The organism is Horticoccus luteus, assembly GCF_019464535.1.
Classification (GTDB): domain Bacteria; phylum Verrucomicrobiota; class Verrucomicrobiia; order Opitutales; family Opitutaceae; genus Horticoccus; species Horticoccus luteus.
In genome coordinates this window covers 4,010,497-4,029,535 of record NZ_CP080507.1, presented here as the reverse complement: position 1 = coordinate 4,029,535, position 19,039 = coordinate 4,010,497, and the positions used below count along the sequence as shown (strand labels likewise).

Annotated in this window: 19 protein-coding genes; 11 read left to right on the top strand and 8 right to left on the bottom strand. The window is 63.3% G+C overall.

What is annotated here, in order from left to right; genetic code table 11:
• Positions 1–19: 19 nt before the first annotated feature.
• The 8 genes from K0B96_RS16390 (at position 20) to rbsK (ending at position 9,278) form a co-directional block, all read left to right on the top strand.
• Positions 20–2,164 carry a TonB-dependent receptor gene (locus tag K0B96_RS16390; RefSeq protein WP_220161967.1) on the top strand — a complete coding sequence of 715 codons (2,145 nt, stop codon included), beginning with the start codon at positions 20–22 and terminating at the stop codon, positions 2,162–2,164.
• A gap of 183 nt (positions 2,165–2,347) precedes the next feature.
• The gene (locus tag K0B96_RS16385) at positions 2,348–3,526 is read left to right on the top strand and encodes a sialidase family protein (RefSeq protein ID WP_220161965.1); all 1,179 of its coding nucleotides are present in this window, start codon (positions 2,348–2,350) and stop codon (positions 3,524–3,526) included.
• Positions 3,523–4,086, top strand: a complete 564-nt coding sequence (locus tag K0B96_RS16380; RefSeq protein WP_220161963.1) for a TlpA family protein disulfide reductase — start codon at positions 3,523–3,525, stop codon at positions 4,084–4,086. The genes K0B96_RS16385 and K0B96_RS16380 overlap by 4 nt, the downstream gene beginning before the upstream one ends.
• A gap of 187 nt (positions 4,087–4,273) precedes the next feature.
• Positions 4,274–4,714 carry a CopD family copper resistance protein gene (locus K0B96_RS16375; RefSeq protein WP_220161962.1) on the top strand — a complete coding sequence of 147 codons (441 nt, stop codon included), beginning with the start codon at positions 4,274–4,276 and terminating at the stop codon, positions 4,712–4,714.
• 546 nt (positions 4,715–5,260) lie between these two features.
• Positions 5,261–6,025: a glucosamine-6-phosphate deaminase gene (locus K0B96_RS16370; RefSeq protein WP_220161961.1), complete on the top strand. Its 765-nt coding sequence runs from the start codon at positions 5,261–5,263 to the stop codon at positions 6,023–6,025.
• Positions 6,022–6,999: an N-acetylglucosamine-6-phosphate deacetylase gene (locus K0B96_RS16365; protein ID WP_220161960.1), complete on the top strand. Its 978-nt coding sequence runs from the start codon at positions 6,022–6,024 to the stop codon at positions 6,997–6,999. The genes K0B96_RS16370 and K0B96_RS16365 overlap by 4 nt, the downstream gene beginning before the upstream one ends.
• Before the next feature lie 24 nt (positions 7,000–7,023).
• Entirely contained in the window at positions 7,024–8,304 is a 1,281-nt protein-coding gene (locus tag K0B96_RS16360; protein ID WP_220161959.1) for an MFS transporter, read from the top strand.
• A gap of 44 nt (positions 8,305–8,348) precedes the next feature.
• Positions 8,349–9,278 carry a ribokinase gene (gene rbsK, locus K0B96_RS16355; RefSeq protein ID WP_220161958.1) on the top strand — a complete coding sequence of 310 codons (930 nt, stop codon included), beginning with the start codon at positions 8,349–8,351 and terminating at the stop codon, positions 9,276–9,278.
• A gap of 88 nt (positions 9,279–9,366) precedes the next feature.
• Here rbsK and K0B96_RS16350 read toward each other — a convergent pair whose 3' ends face one another.
• From K0B96_RS16350 to K0B96_RS16315, 8 genes are all read right to left on the bottom strand, one after another.
• Positions 9,367–10,386, bottom strand: coding sequence for a class I fructose-bisphosphate aldolase (locus tag K0B96_RS16350; RefSeq protein WP_220161957.1), 1,020 nt, complete (start codon positions 10,384–10,386; stop codon positions 9,367–9,369).
• Positions 10,387–10,443: 57 nt separating this feature from the next.
• Entirely contained in the window at positions 10,444–11,097 is a 654-nt protein-coding gene (locus K0B96_RS16345) for an HAD family hydrolase (RefSeq protein WP_220161956.1), read from the bottom strand.
• Positions 11,094–12,617 carry a glucose-6-phosphate dehydrogenase gene (gene zwf / locus K0B96_RS16340; RefSeq protein ID WP_220161955.1) on the bottom strand — a complete coding sequence of 508 codons (1,524 nt, stop codon included), beginning with the start codon at positions 12,615–12,617 and terminating at the stop codon, positions 11,094–11,096. The genes K0B96_RS16345 and zwf overlap by 4 nt, the downstream gene beginning before the upstream one ends.
• An 83-nt stretch (positions 12,618–12,700) precedes the next feature.
• Positions 12,701–13,735: a phosphogluconate dehydrogenase (NAD(+)-dependent, decarboxylating) gene (gene gnd, locus K0B96_RS16335; protein WP_220161954.1), complete on the bottom strand. Its 1,035-nt coding sequence runs from the start codon at positions 13,733–13,735 to the stop codon at positions 12,701–12,703.
• Positions 13,736–14,470: 735 nt separating this feature from the next.
• A complete protein-coding gene (locus K0B96_RS16330) occupies positions 14,471–14,827 on the bottom strand; it encodes a ubiquitination-like system serine protease family protein (RefSeq protein WP_220161953.1) in 357 nt (118 codons plus the stop codon).
• On the bottom strand, positions 14,824–16,248 hold the full coding sequence (locus K0B96_RS16325; protein ID WP_220161952.1) for a ThiF family adenylyltransferase: 1,425 nt from the start codon (positions 16,246–16,248) through the stop codon (positions 14,824–14,826). The genes K0B96_RS16330 and K0B96_RS16325 overlap by 4 nt, the downstream gene beginning before the upstream one ends.
• Positions 16,224–16,607 carry an E2/UBC family protein gene (locus K0B96_RS16320; RefSeq protein WP_220161951.1) on the bottom strand — a complete coding sequence of 128 codons (384 nt, stop codon included), beginning with the start codon at positions 16,605–16,607 and terminating at the stop codon, positions 16,224–16,226. Before K0B96_RS16320 ends, K0B96_RS16325 begins: the two co-directional genes overlap by 25 nt.
• A 5-nt stretch (positions 16,608–16,612) precedes the next feature.
• Entirely contained in the window at positions 16,613–16,945 is a 333-nt protein-coding gene (locus K0B96_RS16315; RefSeq protein ID WP_220161950.1) for a multiubiquitin domain-containing protein, read from the bottom strand.
• Between the two features lie 185 nt (positions 16,946–17,130).
• Here K0B96_RS16315 and K0B96_RS16310 point away from each other — a divergent pair, with 185 nt between their 5' ends.
• Genes K0B96_RS16310 through K0B96_RS16300 form a run of 3 tightly spaced genes read left to right on the top strand, consistent with a single transcriptional unit; the run spans position 17,131 to position 19,023 of the window.
• Positions 17,131–17,778 (top strand): RNA polymerase sigma factor, encoded by a 648-nt coding sequence (locus K0B96_RS16310; RefSeq protein WP_220161949.1) that lies wholly within the window; start codon positions 17,131–17,133, stop codon positions 17,776–17,778.
• Between the two features lie 40 nt (positions 17,779–17,818).
• Positions 17,819–18,181 (top strand): hypothetical protein, encoded by a 363-nt coding sequence (locus K0B96_RS16305; RefSeq protein WP_220161948.1) that lies wholly within the window; start codon positions 17,819–17,821, stop codon positions 18,179–18,181.
• Complete coding sequence (locus tag K0B96_RS16300) at positions 18,181–19,023, top strand: ImmA/IrrE family metallo-endopeptidase (protein ID WP_220161947.1); 843 nt, start codon at positions 18,181–18,183, stop codon at positions 19,021–19,023. Before K0B96_RS16305 ends, K0B96_RS16300 begins: the two co-directional genes overlap by 1 nt.
• The last annotated feature ends 16 nt before the right edge of the window (positions 19,024–19,039 follow it).

Sequence of the window (19,039 nt, the reverse complement as noted above, 5' to 3'; positions counted from 1 at the left end):
CGTGACCCCTCGCCGCGCTATGAAAACCTTTATTATTCTCCCGCTTGCCCTCTTCAACGCAGTCTCCGCTTTCGCACAGACCACTGCTCCCGCCAATACGCCGCCTGCCGGCGATGTTACCACGCTCGATCCGATCACGGTCACGGGCACCCGCGAACGGGCTCTGCTTTCGGAAACGCCAGCGTCCATCGGCACCGTGTCGGCCGATAGCGTGCGCGAGACCGCCCCGCTGCACCCGGGCCAGATTCTCGGCCAGATTCCCGGCGTGGCCATCGCCGTGACGAACGGCGAAGGCCACACGACCGCCATTCGTCAGCCGTTCACCACGAGTCCGGTTTACCTCTTTCTCGAAGACGGCATTCCGATTCGCGCGACGGGTTTCTTTAACCACAACGCGCTCTACGAGGTGAACCTGCCGATGGCCGGCGGCATCGAGGTCGTGCGCGGCCCGGGCACCGCCCTTTACGGTTCCGACGCGATTGGCGGTATCATCAACGTCCTGTCGCGCGCGCCCGTGTCTTACGCACACGGCGATCTCAGTGGTGAATACGGCTCGTTCGGGAGCTGGCGCGGCCTGGCGAGCGGCGGCAGCGCGCTCGGCGAACGCGGCGCCTTCCAGGCTGACCTCAACGCCACGCACACCGATGGCTGGCGCGACCGCACAGCCTACGACCGTCGGAGCGCGAATCTGCGTTTCGACCAAACCGTGGGGCGCGATGATACGCTCAAGACCTTGGTCGCCGTGTCCCACATTGCGCAACAGACCGGCGCGAATTCCCCGCTCCCGCTGGCCGACTATTTGCACAACCCCACGCTCAACCGACTGCCCATCGCGTATCGCAACGTGAGCGCGGTGCGGATTTCCACGGAATACGAGCATCACGCCGGCGACAATCTCCTCTCGTTCATTCCCTATTTCCGCGACGACGCGATGGAGTTGAACGGCAGCTACAACCTCAGCTTCGACCCCCGAATCGAGCGCACGCACAACGTCTCCTACGGCCTCATGGCGAAGTGGCGGCGAAAATTCATTCCCGGGCGCACGCGATTGATCGCCGGCATCGATTTTGACTATAGTCCGGGCTCGCGGCAGGAGGACAACCTCCTCGTCACGCGAACCGGCAGCGGTGCGACCGCAATTTACAGCGACTATCGTTTCGGCACGCGGATTTATGACTACCGGGTGACGTTCCAGAGTTTGTCGCCTTATGTGCATACGGAGTTTTCGCCGACGGCCCGCCTTCGCCTCACCGCCGGCTTGCGTTACGACCTGCTCGATTTCGCAATGAGCAACCACCTGCCGTCCGGAACGGTGGCGGCAAACGTCCTCGGCGCGACCAAGTATTACGGTCAGATCGCCGCGGACGATCGGAGTTTCTCACGGGCGAGCCCGAAGTTGGGCGCTACTTATACGCTCACGCCGCATCTCCATCTTTATACGTCGTATAATTTCGGTTTTCGCGTCCCCTCCGAGAGTCAGCTCTATCGCGCCGGCAACGACAGCAGCGCCGCCAACGCGCAGGAGAAAGCCCGGCTCGGGCTCGCGCTCCAACCGATCAAGGCGCGACAATTCGAGCTCGGCGTGCGTGGCGAAGTGGGCGCGTGGTCCTACAACCTGGTCGGCTACGATCTCGTGAAGCGCGACGATCTCGTCAGCCAGCGCGATCTCGCCACCAACGTCACGGTCAACGTCAACGCCGGCCGCACCGATCACCGCGGCGTCGAGGCGGGGCTCGGTGGGCCGCTGATGCCGGGACTAAGGATCGACACGGCGCTGTCGTATTCCAATCAGCGCTATATTAACTGGGCGACGAGTGCGGCGAATTACAGCGGCCACGACATCGAAGCCGCCCCGCACGTGCTCGCCAACACCCGCCTCACCTGGCGGCCGGCGGGCGGAGCGATGGTGCAGCTCGAGTGGGTGCGTGTCGGGGCGTATTGGCTGGAGGCGAGCAATTCGCCCGCCTATGGCAAATATCCCGGCCACGACTTGCTCAACCTCCGCGCCACGTATGCGTTCAACCGGCGCGTCACGCTGTTTGGTCGTCTCATGAACGCCACAAACAAGCGTTTCGCCGACAGCGCTTCGGTTTCCTCCAGCACACCTGTTTTCAGCCCGGGACTGCCACGCGCGGCCTATGGCGGGGTCGAAGTGAAATGGTAAGGACAAGTCGCAACTCACAAATGTCCAAAGAACCGCTCATTCACGCGACGACGCGCTCACCAATGAACGATAACAATCATTGGTCTTTCACCGGCCCCCACCTCTCACCGGGCGAAAACGTCTTCGGGTTCGGAATCGGTGCGCACGAGCGGAAATCAGCGGTTACTATAAGAAAATAATACTATGCGAACTCTACTTGTCTCATTGCTCGCCTGCGGGCTCGTGGCCGTCAGTCGCGGGGCCGAAGCGCCGATGCATCATCACGGTGCGATGAATCCGGCGCAGACCGAGCTGGGCGCCGACGCCGCGTTTGATGCGCACGGCGCGCTCTGGGTGGTCGCGAAGATTAGCGGGCACATCGCCGTGCGGCAATCCGCTGACTTCGGCCGCTCGTGGTCAAATCCCGTGCTGGTCACACCGCTGCCCGAAACGACCGACGCTGGCGGGGATGCGCGACCGAAAATCGCGCTCGGGCCCAAGAGCGAGATTTACGTGACGTGGACGAAGCCGCTCGCGAAGCCTTACACGGGCGAGGTGAAATTCTCCCGTTCGCTGGATGGCGGCCGGACGTTCACGCCGCCCGTCATCGTGCATCACGACCGTCAGGAAATCACCCATCGCTTCGATGCGTTGACGGTCAACGCCCGAGGCCAGGTGTTCGTGGCGTGGATCGACAAGCGCGACGGCGTGCGCGCGGCCGCGGAAGGGAAGTCCTATCGCGGCGCCGCGATCTACTTCGCCGTTTCCGACGATCAAGGCGCCACGTTTCGCGGAGACTTCAAAGTTGCGGACCACAGTTGCGAATGCTGCCGGATCGCGCTCGTCGCCGAGCCCGATGGCAATGTGCGCGCGATGTGGCGGCACGTGTTTGCGCCCGATATTCGCGATCACGCGGTCGCCACGCTGCACGCGGATGGCACCGTCTCGGAGATGGCGCGGGCGACCTTCGACAACTGGCATATCGATGCCTGCCCGCACCATGGCCCGGGACTCGCGGAAGACGGGGCCGGTGATTGGCACGCGGTCTGGTTTAGCGGCGCGCCGCAGAGCCTGGGCGTCTTCTATGGCCGGCTGCGAGCGGGTGCGGTTGAAGGCCAGCAGCGGGTGGGCGGAGAAACCGCTGAGCATGCCGCCGTGGCCGCGAGCGGGAAACGCGTTGCGGTGGCGTGGAAGGCGTTCGACGGCCAACACACGCGCCTTCGGAGTATGAGTTCCAACGACGGCGGTCGCACGTGGACCGAGTCCGAACTTGGCTCGACATCCGGCGCATCGGGTCATCCCGCCGTGCTGACCTTCGCCGGCCACTTCTATGTGCTGTGGAACACGCAAAACGAATCACTGACGTTGGTCGCCCTCCCATGAATGCCGCTCTGCGAAAGGTTTGCCGTTGGGCCACGCTGGTTTTGACCAGCGCGCTCTTTTCTCTCGGTGCGGCTGCCGCTCCCGAATTGCGGATTTTTAATTCTCACAGCTTCACGGAAATCCGCGAAGCGGCGAAAGGCCGGCCGGTGGTCGTCGCGTTTTGGTCCACGACTTGTGCGCCCTGCGCGCACGAGCTCGGCCTACTCGCTCGCCTGCAACAGGAGTTTCCGCGCGTGAAAGTGGTGCTCATCGCCGCTGACCCGCCGGAATTGAAACCAAAGGTGGCGCAGTTGCTCCGTCACGCCGCGACGGGCGCGGCCGAACTCTGGCAATTTAACGAAGAGTCCGAGGACCGGTTGCGCTACTCGGTGGACCACGCGTGGCGCGGCGAGTTGCCGCGGGCGTATTTCATCGGCACCGACGGGACAATGATCACGCGCAGTGGCGTGCCCGATGAAGCGTGGTCCGCGGATTGGTTTCGGCGCGAAGCTGCGGCGCCCGCCGCTTCGGTAACGGCGCCCGCTGCCGCACCGGCGCCGGCACCCACTCCGGCGTCGTAGCGTGGCCGACGGTCCCTCGCCCGTGGTCGGTCGAAGCGGCGGCGTCGGCCGGGCGCGCGCGTGGAGCGGGAAAGTCCGGGCGTGTTGATTTGGGTCAAGGCATGGAGCGGCACGATGCGCGATGATGGCCGGGCCGCCCGCGCTCCGTGGTTTCTTGCTCCGGAGCGCGACGGTTCCGCCCTTCACCATGGCCTCCTACTACGGCATCATCCTTACTGTTCATTTGCTGTGCGCGATCACGTTCATCGGGGCGGTGTTCTTCGAAGTGTTGGTCATCGAGCCGTTGGAGAAACGGCTCCCGCGGGAATTGTCGCAGCTGCTGGCCACAGAAATTCCGCGGCGTGTTCGTGGCTTCATGCCGGTGATCGTCGGCCTCTTGTTTCTGACGGGCGGGGCGATGTTTTGGGTGCGGTTCGCGAATCAGCCGGACTTTTTCCACACGCGTTTCGGGATTTTGCTGACGACCAAAGTCGTGCTGGCGTTCGGGGTGCTGGGAATCTTCGTTGCCGCGATCCGCGCTTCATTCAAAGGCACGATGGATTTGTGCCGCTTCCGCTATACGCACCGCATCGTCGCCGTCCTCATGCTCGCGATCGTGATTCTGGCCAAAGCAATGTTTTATCTGTGAAAGCAGGGCAAAGCGTTCGCCTGCGCAGGAGTCACCGACTCGGCACCGATTCCGACGGCGGTCGATCATCGCGTTGCCGCGCCAATTCGGAGCAGACGCATTGCGGGGCAGACCGGTGAGTTCGAAGACATGACAAGGACGTCTGCGAGAGGGGGACTGGCCGTCTTTTGTTGGTTGTTCGGTTGGCAGCATTCCACCTCGCTCAAAGGGAGCCACGGGTGACACTCAGCAGGCTCGCAGGCATTTCAGAAGCACGTGAATTGGTGGGGCGCGAATTTTTGACAGCAGCGCGGACAATGGCTCACGCGATCGGTTCGGAATTGCTCACGATGGAAATCCCGCGGCGGCTGTGAGGCTCACTGGTGATTGTCAGCCGCCTCCTTTGACGCGCGGCGCGATGCTTTATCTCTGAGACGCGGGAGATTGGGTTCGCTTTGGCGGGGCGGCTCGCGGCAGTTTTGCGGCGGACGCTCCTAGCCCGCCTTCGTTGATCGATGTCACGCGATCGCCCGACGGCTCGGCCTTCGGACAGCCTCCTCCTCTTTCATGAAACTCCGCTTTTTCGAAGACAAAGCCACGATGGGCGTCGCCGCTGCCAGTGAGGCGGCCACGCTCATTCGCAACGCGATCGCTGCGCGCGGCCACGCCCGCATCCTCGCCGCCACGGGCGAATCGCAACTCGCATTCGTCAATGCGCTGCTGCGCGAGACCGGCATCGCCTGGGACAAGGTGGAGATGTTTCACCTCGATGAATACGTGGGCCTCAGCCTCGATCATCCGGCGAGTTTCCGGCGCTATCTCCTCGAGCGGATCATTCGGAAAACGGGCATCCAGCATTATCACCTGCTCGACGGGGAAACGGACCCGGAGAAGATTTGCCGAGAAGTCGGGGCGTTGCTCGCGGCCGCGCCGATCGACGTGGCGTTTGCCGGCATCGGCGAAAACGGTCACCTCGCCTTCAACGACCCGCCGGCCGACTTTGTGACGGAGCAACCGTATCACGTGGTGAAACTGGATGAAGCATGCCGGCGGCAGCAGGTGGGTGAGGGCTGGTTCAAAACGCTCGCCGACGTGCCCGAACGCGCGATCTCGATCTCCGTGCGGCAATTGCTCAAGGCGAACGCCATCGTCGTTTTCGTGCCCGATGCGCGCAAAGCCCCCGCGGTGCAGCGTTGCCTCGAGGGTCCGGTGAGCCCGCTCGCGCCGGCTTCCATCTTGCGCACGCATCCGGCGGCGACGCTCTACCTCGAACCCGCGTCGGCCTCGCTGCTGCAACGCCGACCCGTCACCGGAGACGAATTTCCGCCGTGAGAATTTCGTTTCCCGGTCTGGTCGATCTGCAGGTCAACGGCTTCGCTGGAATCGATTTCAACACGCCGGGCCGCCCTCCCGAGCAGCTCGCGACCGCCTTCGCAGCGATGCGCACGCGCGGGGTCACGCGTTGCCTGCCCACGTTGATCACGTCGTCGTTCGAGCGCTTCGCGGCGTGTGCTCGCGCCCTCGCCGCGTGCAACGATCCAGCGATCGCTGGTCTGCACATGGAGGGTCCTTACCTCTCGCCGATCGACGGCGCCCGCGGCGCCCATCCGCTCGCCCATGTGATTCCGCCCTCGCTCGATGATTTTCTCCGCCGGCAGGATGCGGCGGGCGGGCGCATCGTCCTGGTCACGCTCGCGCCGGAAGTGCCGGGCGCGCTCGCGTTGATCGAAGCGCTGGCGGCGCGCGGAATTCGCGTCGCCGTCGGCCACACGCTCGCCGGGCGGGAGCAGATTCGCGACGCGGTGAGCGCGGGCGCGACGTTGTCCACGCATCTGGGCAACGGTTGCCCGGCCCAGCTTCCGCGTCATCCCAACGTGATTTGGGAGCAGCTCGCGGAGGACGGTTTGAGCGCCAGCCTCATCGTCGACGGACATCACCTCCCGCCCTCGGTCGTCAAATCGATGATCCGCGCGAAGGGTCTCGCGCGCTCGATTTTGGTGACGGATGCCGTCGCCGCCGCGTGCGCACCGCCGGGGCGGTATCAGCTCAGCGACATGGAGGTTGTCCTCGACGTCACCGGCCGCGTCTCTGCCGCCCACGCCAATCATCTCGCGGGCTCCTCGCTCGCGTTGGATACCGCCGTCGCCAACACGGCGCGCTTCTGCGGCCTCGCGCTCGAGGAAGTGCTGCCGTTGGCGACCACGAATCCCGCGCGATTGATCGGCATCGCTCCGGCCGGACAGGTCACGGCGGAATGGAATCCTGAGAGCTGTCACTTGACTCTCCTCCACGTCACCGGGGACTGAACCCTGCGCTGCTTGCCCCTCCCCATGAAATTCAAACTCCGCGGGCTGCGTTGGCATATTGCAGGCCTGCTTTGCCTCGCCTCCGGGCTCAACTACCTGGACCGGCAAACGCTTTCGGTGCTGGCGCAAACCATCCAGGACGAACTCGGGCTGACCACGATTCAATATTCGCACATCACGTCGGCGTTTCTCGTCAGCTATACAATTATGTATGCCGTGAGCGGGCGGTTGGTCGACTTCCTCGGCACGCGACGCTCGTTTCTGATCTTCGTCTCTGGTTGGTCGGTGGCGAACATGCTGCATTTCTTCGCGCGCACCGCGACGCAGTTTTCGGTTTTCCGCTTCCTGCTCGGGGCCACCGAGTCGGGTAACTTTCCCGCGGGCGTCAAGGCGGTGACGGAATGGTTCCCGTTGCGGGAACGCGCGCTCGCGATCGGTATTTTCAACTCGGGCACAGCGGTGGGCGCCGCGCTCGCCGCGCCGATGGTTGCGCTCGTGGCGCTGCACTGGGGCTGGCGGTCGGCGTTCATCGCCGGCGGCGTGCTCGGGCTGGTCTGGCTGGTGTTGTGGACGGTCCTCTACCGCCAGCCGCGCGATCACCCGTTGCTCAGTGCCGAGGAGCTGGCACTGATCGAGGAAGGCACGCCGCCGCCCGCCGTGCGACCGCGCGTGTCGATCAGGAGACTGCTGGCGACGCGTCAGGCGTGGGGCTGCATTCTGGCCCGCGTGCTGACGGATCCGATTTCATATTTCTTCATTTTCTGGACGCCGAAATTCCTCCAACAGGAACGCGGCTTCAATCTGGCGGAACTCGGTTTATATAGCTGGATCCCTTTCGTCGCCGCCGCGGTGGGCAACCTCGCCGGCGGTGCCGTGCCCGCGGCTCTGATCCGGCACGGCTGGACGCTCAACCGCGCCCGTAAAGGCGTCATGCTGATCGCTTCCTGCCTGATGCCGGTCTGTTGCCTGTTGATAACGCAGGTCGCCAGCCCGGCGCTCGCGGTGGCGCTGATCAGCATCGCGATGTTCAGTCACGGCGCGTGGGCCAACATGACGTTGCCCGCGGAAGTTTTGCCCAATCACGTCATCGGTTCGGTGTCGGGTTTCGCGGGGGCGCTCGGTGGCGTCGCGGGCATCGGCACGCAACTCGCGATCGGCTGGACGGTGCAGAACGTGTCGTTCACGCCCGTCTTCGCCGTGTGCGCGTTCGTGCATCTGGTGGCGTTTGTCGTGGTCTGCGCCCTGATCGGCCGGCTGGGTGTGATTCGAACGATCGAGCCCATCGCGGTGCGCGCGGCGAGCTGACGAGCGAAACCACGTTGTATCATTTTAACTGAACCGTTTCCCGCATGAACAAACCGCGCATCGTCGTCATCGGCAGTTCCAACACCGACATGATCGTCCGGCTCGACCGCTTGCCGCGGCCGGGCGAGACACTCCTCGGCGGCAAGTTTTTTACGGCCGCAGGCGGCAAGGGCGCCAACCAAGCGGTGGCCGCGGCGCGGGCGGGCGGCGCCGTGACGTTGGTCGCCAAGGTGGGGCGCGATCTCTTCGGCGATCAAGCCGTCCGCGGTTTCGAGGCCGACGGGATCGACGTGAGTCTCGTGAGCCGCGACGCGCGCGAGCCGTCGGGTGTGGCGCTCATCTCCGTCGCCGCCGGCGGAGAGAACAGCATCGCCGTCGCGAGCGGGGCCAACGCGCGTCTTTCGCCCGCCGATATCCGACGCGCACGGCCGATGATCGCCGGCGCCGACGTGCTGCTCGCCCAATTGGAAACGCCGCTTGCCGGTGTGAATGCGGCCATTCAGTGGGCGGCGGCGCACGGCGTGCGCGCGATCCTGAATCCCGCGCCCGCTCAACCGCTGCCCGATGCGCTCTTGCACCGGGTTTCCATTCTCACGCCGAATGAAACCGAGGCGGAGCTGCTGACCGGCGTGTCCATCACCGACGATGCGAGTGCGGCTCGGGCGGCGGACCGTCTGCGGGCGCGCGGCGTCGGGACTGTGATCATCACGCTGGGCGCCCGCGGCGCCTGGGTCGCGAATGCCGCCGGCCAGCAGCGGATCGCGGGCTTCAAGGTGAAGCCGGTCGACACCACCGGGGCGGGCGATGTTTTCAACGGAAGCCTCGCGGTGGCGCTGGGTGAAGGGCAGCCACTCCTCGACGCCGTGCGCTGGGCCGGGGCCGCCGCGGCGGTTTCCGTCACCAAGCAAGGCGCCCAGCCCTCCGCGCCGTCGCGGCGCGCGATCGAGGCGTTGCTACGCCGGGGCAGCCCGTAAAGTCAGGCGAACCGTCCGAGAACGCTGCTGGTCGCCAGGATGGGCGGACGGCGCAGCGAACGGATCACGGTGCGAGGTGTCGCCGTGCTCACTTCTCCATGGCCGCGCTGTAGTCGCCGCGGCGCGCCGCGCGGTTGCAACGGGCGCGATGCACGAGGGCCTTTTGCGCGGCGGCGACGTTGGCGGCATCGCCGTGCCACAAGTCCAACGCAGGTTGTTGGATCGCCCGGGCGAACGAAAACGCCACGGCCCAAGGCGCGCGCGATTGGAAACGCACGTTCATCTCGTTCAACCGTGCGGACGCGAGTTCCGCGGATTGGCCGCCGGACAAAAACGCGATCGCCGGCACCGCCGCGGGCACGGCGCGCAGAAAGCACGTCAGCGTCGCATCCGCCACTTCATCCGCCGAGGGTTGGCACGGGCAGGCAAGACCGGGCAGCACCATGTTGGGTTTCAGGATCATTTCTTCGAGTCGCACGCGTTGGCCGTGCAGTTGGTCGAACACCACATGGAGCGCTTCCGCGGTCACGGCGGCGCAGCGTTCGAGGGTGTGCTCGCCGTCCATCAAGACCTCTGGCTCGACGATCGGGACGAGGCCCGCTTCCTGACACAGCGCGGCGTAACGAGCGAGCGCGTGGGCGTTGGCTTCGAGTGCGCTGCGGCTGGGTCGTTGATCATCGATCGCGATCACGGCGCGCCACTTGGCGAACCGCGCGCCCATGCCCGCATAGTCCTTCAAACGGCCGCGCAGGCCGTCGAGACCTTCGGTGATCTTTTCTCCGGGATGGCCGGCGAGGGGCTTCGCGCCGGCATCGACTTTGATGCCGGGAATGATTCCCGCGGCTTCGAGGATTTTGATAAACGGCGTGCCGTCTGCCTTCTTCTGCCGGATGGTCTCATCATAGAGAATAGCGCCGCCGATGCTTTCGTTGAGTCCCGGCGCGGTGACGATCAATTCCCGGTAGGCGCGGCGCATTTCCTCGGTCTGGGCGATGCCCAGCTGGGCGAAGCGTTTGTTGCAGGTCGGCGTGCTCTCGTCCATCGCGAGCAGTCCCTTGCCGTCCGCGAAGAGGGCGCGCGCCGTTTCGTTTAATGATGATTTTTGCATGATATAATTCCTCTCTATAAAACGATGTTGCGCGGGCCGCGCGGAAGCGGGGTTGGGTTAGCGGTGTTTACGAGTCGGCTCACGGTCGTCGTCGACGCGCAGACCCAGCGCCGCGAGTTGCACCCGCGTGCTCGCATAGTCGGCGTGCACGATGCCGCGCATGCCCAGGCCCGCGGCGACGTCGACGAAGAGGGCGGTGTTCTCGAGATAGATCGTTTCGCTCGCGGGCGTTTGGGCGAGGTCGAGCGCGAGGCGAAAGATGGCGGGATCGGGCTTCCGGAGCTGCACGAAGCAGGAGGAGACAAACACGTCCACGAAGTCCGTGAGCTTAAAGGTGCGGATCCGGTGCGCATTGAGCTCGCGGGCTTCGTTGCTCACGACAACCACCTTGAGCCCGTGGCGGACTTTCAGCGCGCGAACCAAAGCGAGCATGTCGGACAGCGGTTGCGATTGGGCGAAAAGAAAATGCCGGAATTGCGCGCGGGTGAATTGGCGCGGTTGGTGAAAGACCACGCGATTCAAGTAGGCGTCCAGCGTCAGCCGGCCGATCTCGAAGGTCTCGAAACTCAAGTGATGCCGCGCCTCCATTTCCGCCGCGTCGAGCTGGAAGTGCCGGGCGGCGCGCCGGCGCGCGGGATGATCCCAGCCGTTGGTGAGCAGCACGCCGCCGATGTCGACGAACAATGTTTTGATCCGGCGCGGCGTTCTCATCGGCGCACCTTCCTGGAGCGTGCGGGCGGCGTCTTGACCTCGACGGCTCGCAAATCGATTGGCACCGGCCAGTGGTGCCCGGGCTCGAGCAGGTCTTGCGCGGCTTCCGGACCCCACGTGCCGGCGGCATAGTTGGGGAAATCGCTCGGCGGCGTGGCCGACCACATGTCGAGCACCGGTTTCAGCAAGCGCCACGCCGCTTCGATCTGGTCGGCGCGCATGAAGAGCGTGGCGTCGTTCTTCATCACGTCCCACAGCAACGTTTCATAGGCGTCGGGCGAGGGGGCGGAGAAGCTGTCGCGGTAGTTGAATCGCATGTCCACCGGCCGCAGCTGCATTTTCGCGCCGGGATATTTCGCCTGAAATCCCAGCACGATTCCTTCATCGGGTTGGATGACCATCGTCAGCCGCGAGGGTTGCCAGCGCAGCGACGTATCGGAGGGAAACGCCTGATGCGGCACCGCGCGGAATTGGATCACGACTTCGGAGGCCTGGCGCGGCAGTCGTTTCCCCGTGCGCAGATAGAATGGCACGCCTTGCCAGCGCCAGTTGTCGATCTGCAGCTTCAGGGCGGCGAAGGTCTCCGTCGGCGAATCCGCCGCCACGCCATCCTCCTGCCGGTAGCCGACCACTTTTTTCCCCGCGCTGCGCCCCGCGCCATATTGTCCGCGCACGGTCTGGTGCCGCACTTGGTCGTGGTGGAGCGGCCGGATCGCGTGCAGCACGTCCACCTTCTTGTTGCGGATCTCGTCCGCCTTGAACGACACCATGGGCTCCATCGCGACGAGGCAGAGCAACTGCATGAGATGGTTTTGCACCATGTCGCGCAGCGCGCCGGCGTGATCGTAATAACCGCCGCGATGCTCAACGCCCACCGCTTCCGCCACGGTGATCGTCACATGCTCCACATAGCGGCGATTCCACAGCGGTTCGAACAGCGGATTCGCGAAACGAAACGCCAGGATGTTCTGCACCGTTTCCTTCCCGAGGTAGTGATCGATGCGAAAAATCTGGGACTCCGCGAAGCTGGCGCCCAACACCGTGTTGAGCGCGCGCGCCGACTCGAGGTCGTAGCCGATGGGTTTTTCCACGACGATGCGGGACCACTCCCGATCCTGCGCGAGGCCGGCTTGTCCGAGATATTTGGGGATCTCGCCAAACATCGAAGGCGGCGTCGCCATATAGAAAATGCGATGCGCACGGGTGCCCCAGGACTTCTCCAGCGCGAGACAACGCTTGCCGAGCGCGGTGTAGGTGCCCGCATCCTTGAAGTCGCCCTGTTGATAAAAGACATGCGCGGCGAACGCGTCCCACGCGGCGGCGGGCGGTTTGCCGAAACGCGAGAAACGTCCGACGCCGTCGCGCAGGCGGGACCGCAGCGCGCGATCGCCGAGCTTCATGCGATCGATGACGATGATCGAAAATTTCCCGGGCAGGCTGCGATCCTGCGAGAGGTCGAACAGCGCCGGGATCAGTTTCCGCCACGTCAGATCGCCGCCGCCGCCGAAGATGGCGAACACGGTTGGGTCGAGTTGTCCGGATGCGTGGTCGGGTGTCCTGGACGGTGCGGCGGGAGATTTTAATTTCATCGGTTGGGGCGTTCTCAGTGAATGGGCTCCTCGGCGTGACCGCCGAATTGGAAGCGGAGGGCCGAAAGGATTTTGTCCTGATAGTCCGCTTGCCCGCGCGAGCTGAACCGCGCGTAAAGTGCCGCGCTGAGCACGGGCACCGGCACCCCTTCGTCGATGGCGGCCTTCACCGTCCAGCGACCTTCGCCGGAATCGGACACCCGCCCTTCGAACTGCGTAAGATGTGTGTCGGCCGCCAGCGCGTTGGCCGTCAGATCGAGCAGCCACGATGCGATTACGCTGCCGCGCCGCCACACTTCGGCGATGTCATCCAGCGGCAGGTCAAACTGGTAGTTTGCCGGGTGGCGCAATGGAGTCGTCTCGGCGCTCACCTTCATCGTTTGATGACCGACGTTCGCCGCGCGCAACACCGCGAGGCCCTCGGCGTAGGCGGCCATCATGCCGTATTCGATGCCGTTGTGGACCATCTTCACGAAGTGGCCCGCGCCGTTCGGGCCGCAGTGCAGGTAGCCCTGCTCGGCGGTGTTGCCCGGTTTCTTCCGGCCTGCCGTGCGCGGAATATCGCCGCGGCCCGGCGCGAGGGAGGCGAAGATCGGATCGAGATGCTTCACGATCGCGGCCTCGCCGCCGATCATCTGGCAATAGCCGCGGTCGCCGCCCCACACTCCGCCGCTGGTGCCGACATCGACGTAATGCAGCCCCTGCTGCGCGAGCTCCTTGGCGCGACGGAGATCGTCAACGTAGTAGGAATTGCCGCCGTCGAGGAGGATGTCGCCGGGATCGAGCAACGGCGTCAGATCGGCGATGGTGGCATCGACGACTGCCGCCGGGACCATCAGCCAGATCGCGCGCGGTCGCTGAAGTTTGTTCACGAGATCGGCGAGGGAGGACGCGCCGGTGGCCTTGAATTTCGTCAACGCTTGGACGGCCTTGGGCGAGCGGTCGAAGACGACGCACCGGTGGCCGTCCTTGAGGAGGCGCCGGACCATCGCGCCGCCCATCCGCCCCAATCCGATCATGCCGAGCTGCCGCGTGTTTTTCTTTTTCATAGGTAAAGGGAGGGGTCGTTTTTCGCCGGTGCCGCCGGGTTTCGCCGGCCGGATGAGGGACGGGAAAGGGTCCGGAGCAGGGGCGGGAAGCGGCTGACTCACTCTGTTGCCGAGAGTTGTGAGAACGTATCCCCCGTTGAAGGTTCACGCAAATGAACGGCCGACGTTCCGCCGCGGGGAGGAGAAAACCGTTTCGCTCATCGCGACCGCCAGGCGGCGGGTCATGGTAGTGGGCGTCCGGCACGCGTCGCGCATGAACGCTTTCGTCGGCGGTCCGTCCGCGCTGCCTTTGAAGTCGCCGCGACGAATCGCCGACTTGCCGCACGCACGAAGAGGGCGCCAAGACGTTCCCGCACGCGTTGGCACAGACGCTTTCGGGCGGAGCCCTTATTCCGGCGTTTTGTGCCAATCTGACCCTTGTGGCGACCAACACTAACCTCGGGACGACCAACACTAACCCTCCGTCGCCCAAAACTAACCCTCCGACGACCAACACTAACCTTCCGGCGACAAACACTAACCCCGTGGCGACCAATACAAACCTCGTGGCGACAAACCTTAACCCTCTGACGACAAACCTAAACCTTCCGACGACCAACACTAACCCTCTGACGACAAACGCCAACCTCACGGCGACCACCATGAACCCCGGGAGCACCAACACCATGACCGCAGGGCAGTGAAGTAACGCGCGGCAAGCCTCACCGCGCCGGCCTCATAAGGCACGCGGCCTTTCTATTCGAAAGGCTCGTTGCGGCACCAAAAGATTCGGCCCTTGTAGAGCACAAAATGGCTCCGGCAGCCGACGGTTCTCCAAACCGAGGGCAAGAGACTGACCGTGCCGTTGCGGTGACGCCGCACGCGCCAAGTGGGCCGACTATCGGGAGCCAAGCTTAGGTGAATGGTCGATCCACAGCCGCAAGGACAGGCCATCGCAGCCGCCCATTCACATTCGTCGTCTCCCAGCACGTAAATTTTTTTCTCCGCCAACGGCGTCGGCAAATGTTCAACCTTGGCCCATTGGAACGCCTCGGCGCTATCCTTGGTCGTGCGAAAGAGGCGTTCGATCCAGCGCAGGAATTTCTTGGTCATGACAGTTCCGAGTTATCGAGCATCGGCTCACAATCTCCACGACCGGTCCGCTTGCTAAGAAACGGGCATACCGGACCGTCTTCGATCCTCAACCACGCACCGTCAGACAACGAAAAAGTCTGCGCACGAAATTCGCCGTTGGCATCGCGTCGGAACGGATGAATCCGGGCCAGCATCTCGTTCACCGCATGACTCGCCGCAAACCCGTTGATGCTGATCACGGCCGGGCTATCGACATTTACGCCCTGAATGTAGCCTTCCTTCCGCAAGGCCGCATATTGATCGGGAGAGCGCCGGCGTAGCGATTCAGCGCGCACCTGCTCAGCAGTGATGACGCGGCGGCTGAGGAGGCTTGAGCCGTCGGGAATCAAATAGTGAACCGCGGCGCAGACCTGTTGCACGCTGCCTTTCCCATCCGCTTGCAGGAGCACACCCACATCAACGTAGGGGATGATGTAAAAGGCAGCGACCCGATTCAGCGCGTCCCGGCCATCGGCAGAATCGACGCAACCGAACAGAAAATCACAGCCCGCCAAGGAGTGGACAACTTTGCGCTGGAGAATGTCTGTCTGATAACTCGTCACCTTCGTGCCAAGACCCAGGCGTCGGATGGCACGGGCGAACACCTTCACTTTGGGGCGCGCCGCCGCGGCGTCGCTCGCCACGCTGTTGAGGATACGGTTGAGGTTCTTCCGCTCGATCACATCGGGATCAACGAGCACGAGTTCACCAACACCGAGTCGAGACAGCATTTCGACGACCCAGCTCCCCGTGCCAGAACAACCCACGACGCCAACGCGCATTTTCGAGAGCATCGAAGCCGTTCTGGCACCGAATGCCTGCTGCGTCCGCAGGAAGGCTTCATCAAACAGCGCTCCCTTGATCGAACGGCTGTCCTCAAAGCTGACGATTTCATCGCCCACGACCACCACGCGAGCGATTTTCGAAAATCGCCCCTCACCCCCGAGGAGACGCGCGAAGATTTTCCCCTCGGGCAGCATCACGGCACTCGCATGGCCGATTTCGTTCGGCGCGAGCTTGAGCAAGCTCCCGAGCAAGGCACGGTCGGCTTTGTCATCCAGGCCAGAAAACCGGGGAAATCCCGACGGATGACTGTGAATTTTCAGCACCACCATCTTTTTTCTCGCGCCCTCTGAGAAGAGCGGCACCTGTGGTTCGGTCGGCCAAACGACGGAAACCGCACTCCGCTCGGTGCAACTTTCGTCCGGCACGGCGTTGATCCGATGCACGCTGAGCACGGTGCGTTGGGCGCTACGATGCGTGCCGCAGAGCGCCACCGCGACCGATTCTTTGCCGTCACCGGGAAAGAGGGTTCGCTTGAGTTGGTCGTGCTGGGTCGCCGTAAGGCGGAGAATGATCTCGGGTTGACGAAGCATTAGTTTGTGGCGGCTTCCAGCCACCGATGGATGAGGACCACATGAGTTGAGACGCTGTGCACGCCCGGCACCCAGGAGTAGTGCCGGGACCACCGCTGCCATTGCTTACCGTCAATCGGCTGCTTGCACTGAGTTTGCCCGATAGTCTTCCCGTCGAGCCTTGCTAGATGGGGAAAGAAATAGGCCATATCGAGGCCAGCGGTCGGATAACTGGGCGGAATCTGCACGGCAACGGACCCCGTGCGATGGTTGAAGCCCTCACGAAACGGCATCTCGTGAAGGAGCAACCATTGGTTGCCCCCGTCACGGATCGTTTCCCATGGGATGCCCAAGGCATTGAGGCTTTCCTCGTCCTCCTCGGGCAAAGAAAAATCATGCCTCATGGGCTTCAACCCTCCTGCACCTGCCGCGGCAGGGTGTTGAAACGCTCGATGCCGGGCGTGGTGAAATCCACGACATCCGACAGGCCGATAGTCTTGATCACGCCCCCCCGGAGCTTTTGGGTCAGAATGTAATTTTCCGGGGGCGTTTTACTGGCGAGTTTCAGCAACTCGGCGCCAGTCATGGAGCCTTGGCTCACGACGTAGTATTGATCGTCGATGCGGATGCGGTAACGCTTGGCCTTCGGCGGCTTTCCGCCCGCTTTAGCGACCTGCTCCAGATCGACCTCGTCGACGAGACCGGCATCGGGGCCGGCGTTGGGTTGATTCTTGTCTGACATAGTGTTGCCTCGGTTAATGGTTTGAAAGAGAGGACTGATTGTCCTTCACCCCTACAACGGGACCCCGTTACACGCCGCCTTTCGCCGGTCCCCTGTAACGCCTTCTCGTTAGAGTAGTGATGAACGGTTTATCCCTCCCAAAACTTCAGCGAGAGCCTCCCGAACGTGCGGCAAACAAAGTAGTCATGGAAAACGAGACGGATGAATCCCTGGTGACCTACATGGGATTCGATGACGACGAGCCCATCATGGCCGAAGACGCCGCGGCCGAGTTGTATCGGCGCCACTCCAAAAAGATGACCGGCTGGTGCGCTAAAAGCTTTCTTCTCTACCGCCAGAATCATGAGGATTTGGTTAAGAAAACCTTCCAGAAAGCTCTCCGCGCGGCGAAGACGTTCGGACCGTTAAAAAAGGAACTCTCCGACGCGGAGAAAACCAAGCACGTCAAGTTCTGGCTCTATTGTATTCTGAAGAACGTCTGCATCGACGCCTATCGCAGCGAATACGCCGAGCGCGAAGAGCGTTGTGAATTCGATGTCGAGACCGTGGGCGCCATCGTGGCGCTCGACCCGGTGGACACCGAAGCGGCCGAGCCCCCGACCCACCGCCGGATCGCACTCATTCGTGCGTTCGTTTCCGGCCTGGCACCCCACGACCAAGCGATTCTCTACAACACCATGCAGTATTACGACCGCCGCACCGGGCAAACCGTCATGCCGAAGGCTGTCTTGGAAGCACTCTGCGCCGAGCTGGGTATGACCAAGATTTCACTTCGAACTCAACGCTCCCGCCTCTTGGAGCGCATGAAGCAACACGTGCTCGATAACGAGTAATCCCCCTCGTCCGCCAATGCCCCGTCAGCACCCGAAAGACATGAACAAGCCCATTCCAACGAACAAAGCCACCCTCGCCGCTACGAAGCGTGCCCTGCGCGACATGATGAAGCAGGACGGCCTCGCCTTTCCCGAAACGCCGGAAGACATCGATCGCATTGAAGCCGCCGTCGACGATTCCCGACTGCCCACGCCCGACGTGAATAGCTTTCGACAGTTTTTGCGGGGCAAAAAGAGCGACCAGCCAGTCGAAGCTTCTAAAATCCTTCCGTTTGAAAGCGCGGCGCTCGCGAAAGATCTCGCCTTGGCCGCCCGTAACGGCGGCGAGATCGATGCCGAGGTCCGCCAGCGGATGGACGAGCACCGCGCCGCCGCCGAAGCGAAGGCCAAGAAAAAACGCTAATGGCCTACACGGAGTTGAGCGTTACTCGGCGGCGCTGGATCGCCGACCTCGCTGAAACCGCTTTTGCGGATGTCGGGAGCGTCATTCCAGTGCAACCAACACCGCTCATCGAGGATCAGGGCATCACCTTTTCGACCGGCGACTATGGGAACGCTTTTGACGGCGTGCTCGAACACCGGAGGGGGCAGTTTCACATTTACTGCAACGTGCGGGAAACGGATTACCCAGGTTCAACCCGAGCACGCTTCACCGTCGGCCACGAACTTGGTCACTACTTCATCGACGAGCACCGGAACGCACTCGCATCCGGCCGGGTGCCCGCGCACCGGTCGTTCATCGACAAGGCGGGCAACTCCGTGATCGAAACGGAAGCCAACACATTTTCTTCCCACCTGTTGATGCCGCAGCACGATTTCAGAAAAGCGGCGACGAAAGAGAAGCCCGGCCTACAAGGGCTCCTCAATCTAAGCAGCACCTTCAACGTCTCCGCACAAGCGACAGCCATCCGTTACGTCGAAGAGTGCCCGGTGCCGTGTGCGGCGATGATGTTCCGACCCGGCAAGCGACCGTGGCCCGCGATTTCTCCGATGTTGCGAAAACTTGGCTATGATTACGGCAATGCACCCGAAGTCACCGCGCTGCCGGAGGGCTTCGCATCCAGAACCGCGCACGAGGCGGTTTCGGGTGGCGGCCTGAGCCCCGTTTTCGAAGCGCCATCAACCGCAAGCTTCTGGTTCGCGCATGTCACGGCCTCATCGCCGCGAAACTGTGTGATCGTTGAGCAGGCGGTGCGACTCGGCCCTTTCGGAGTTCTGACATTGCTGCTGTTTCCCCGACTCTGATGACGCCGCCGATCCG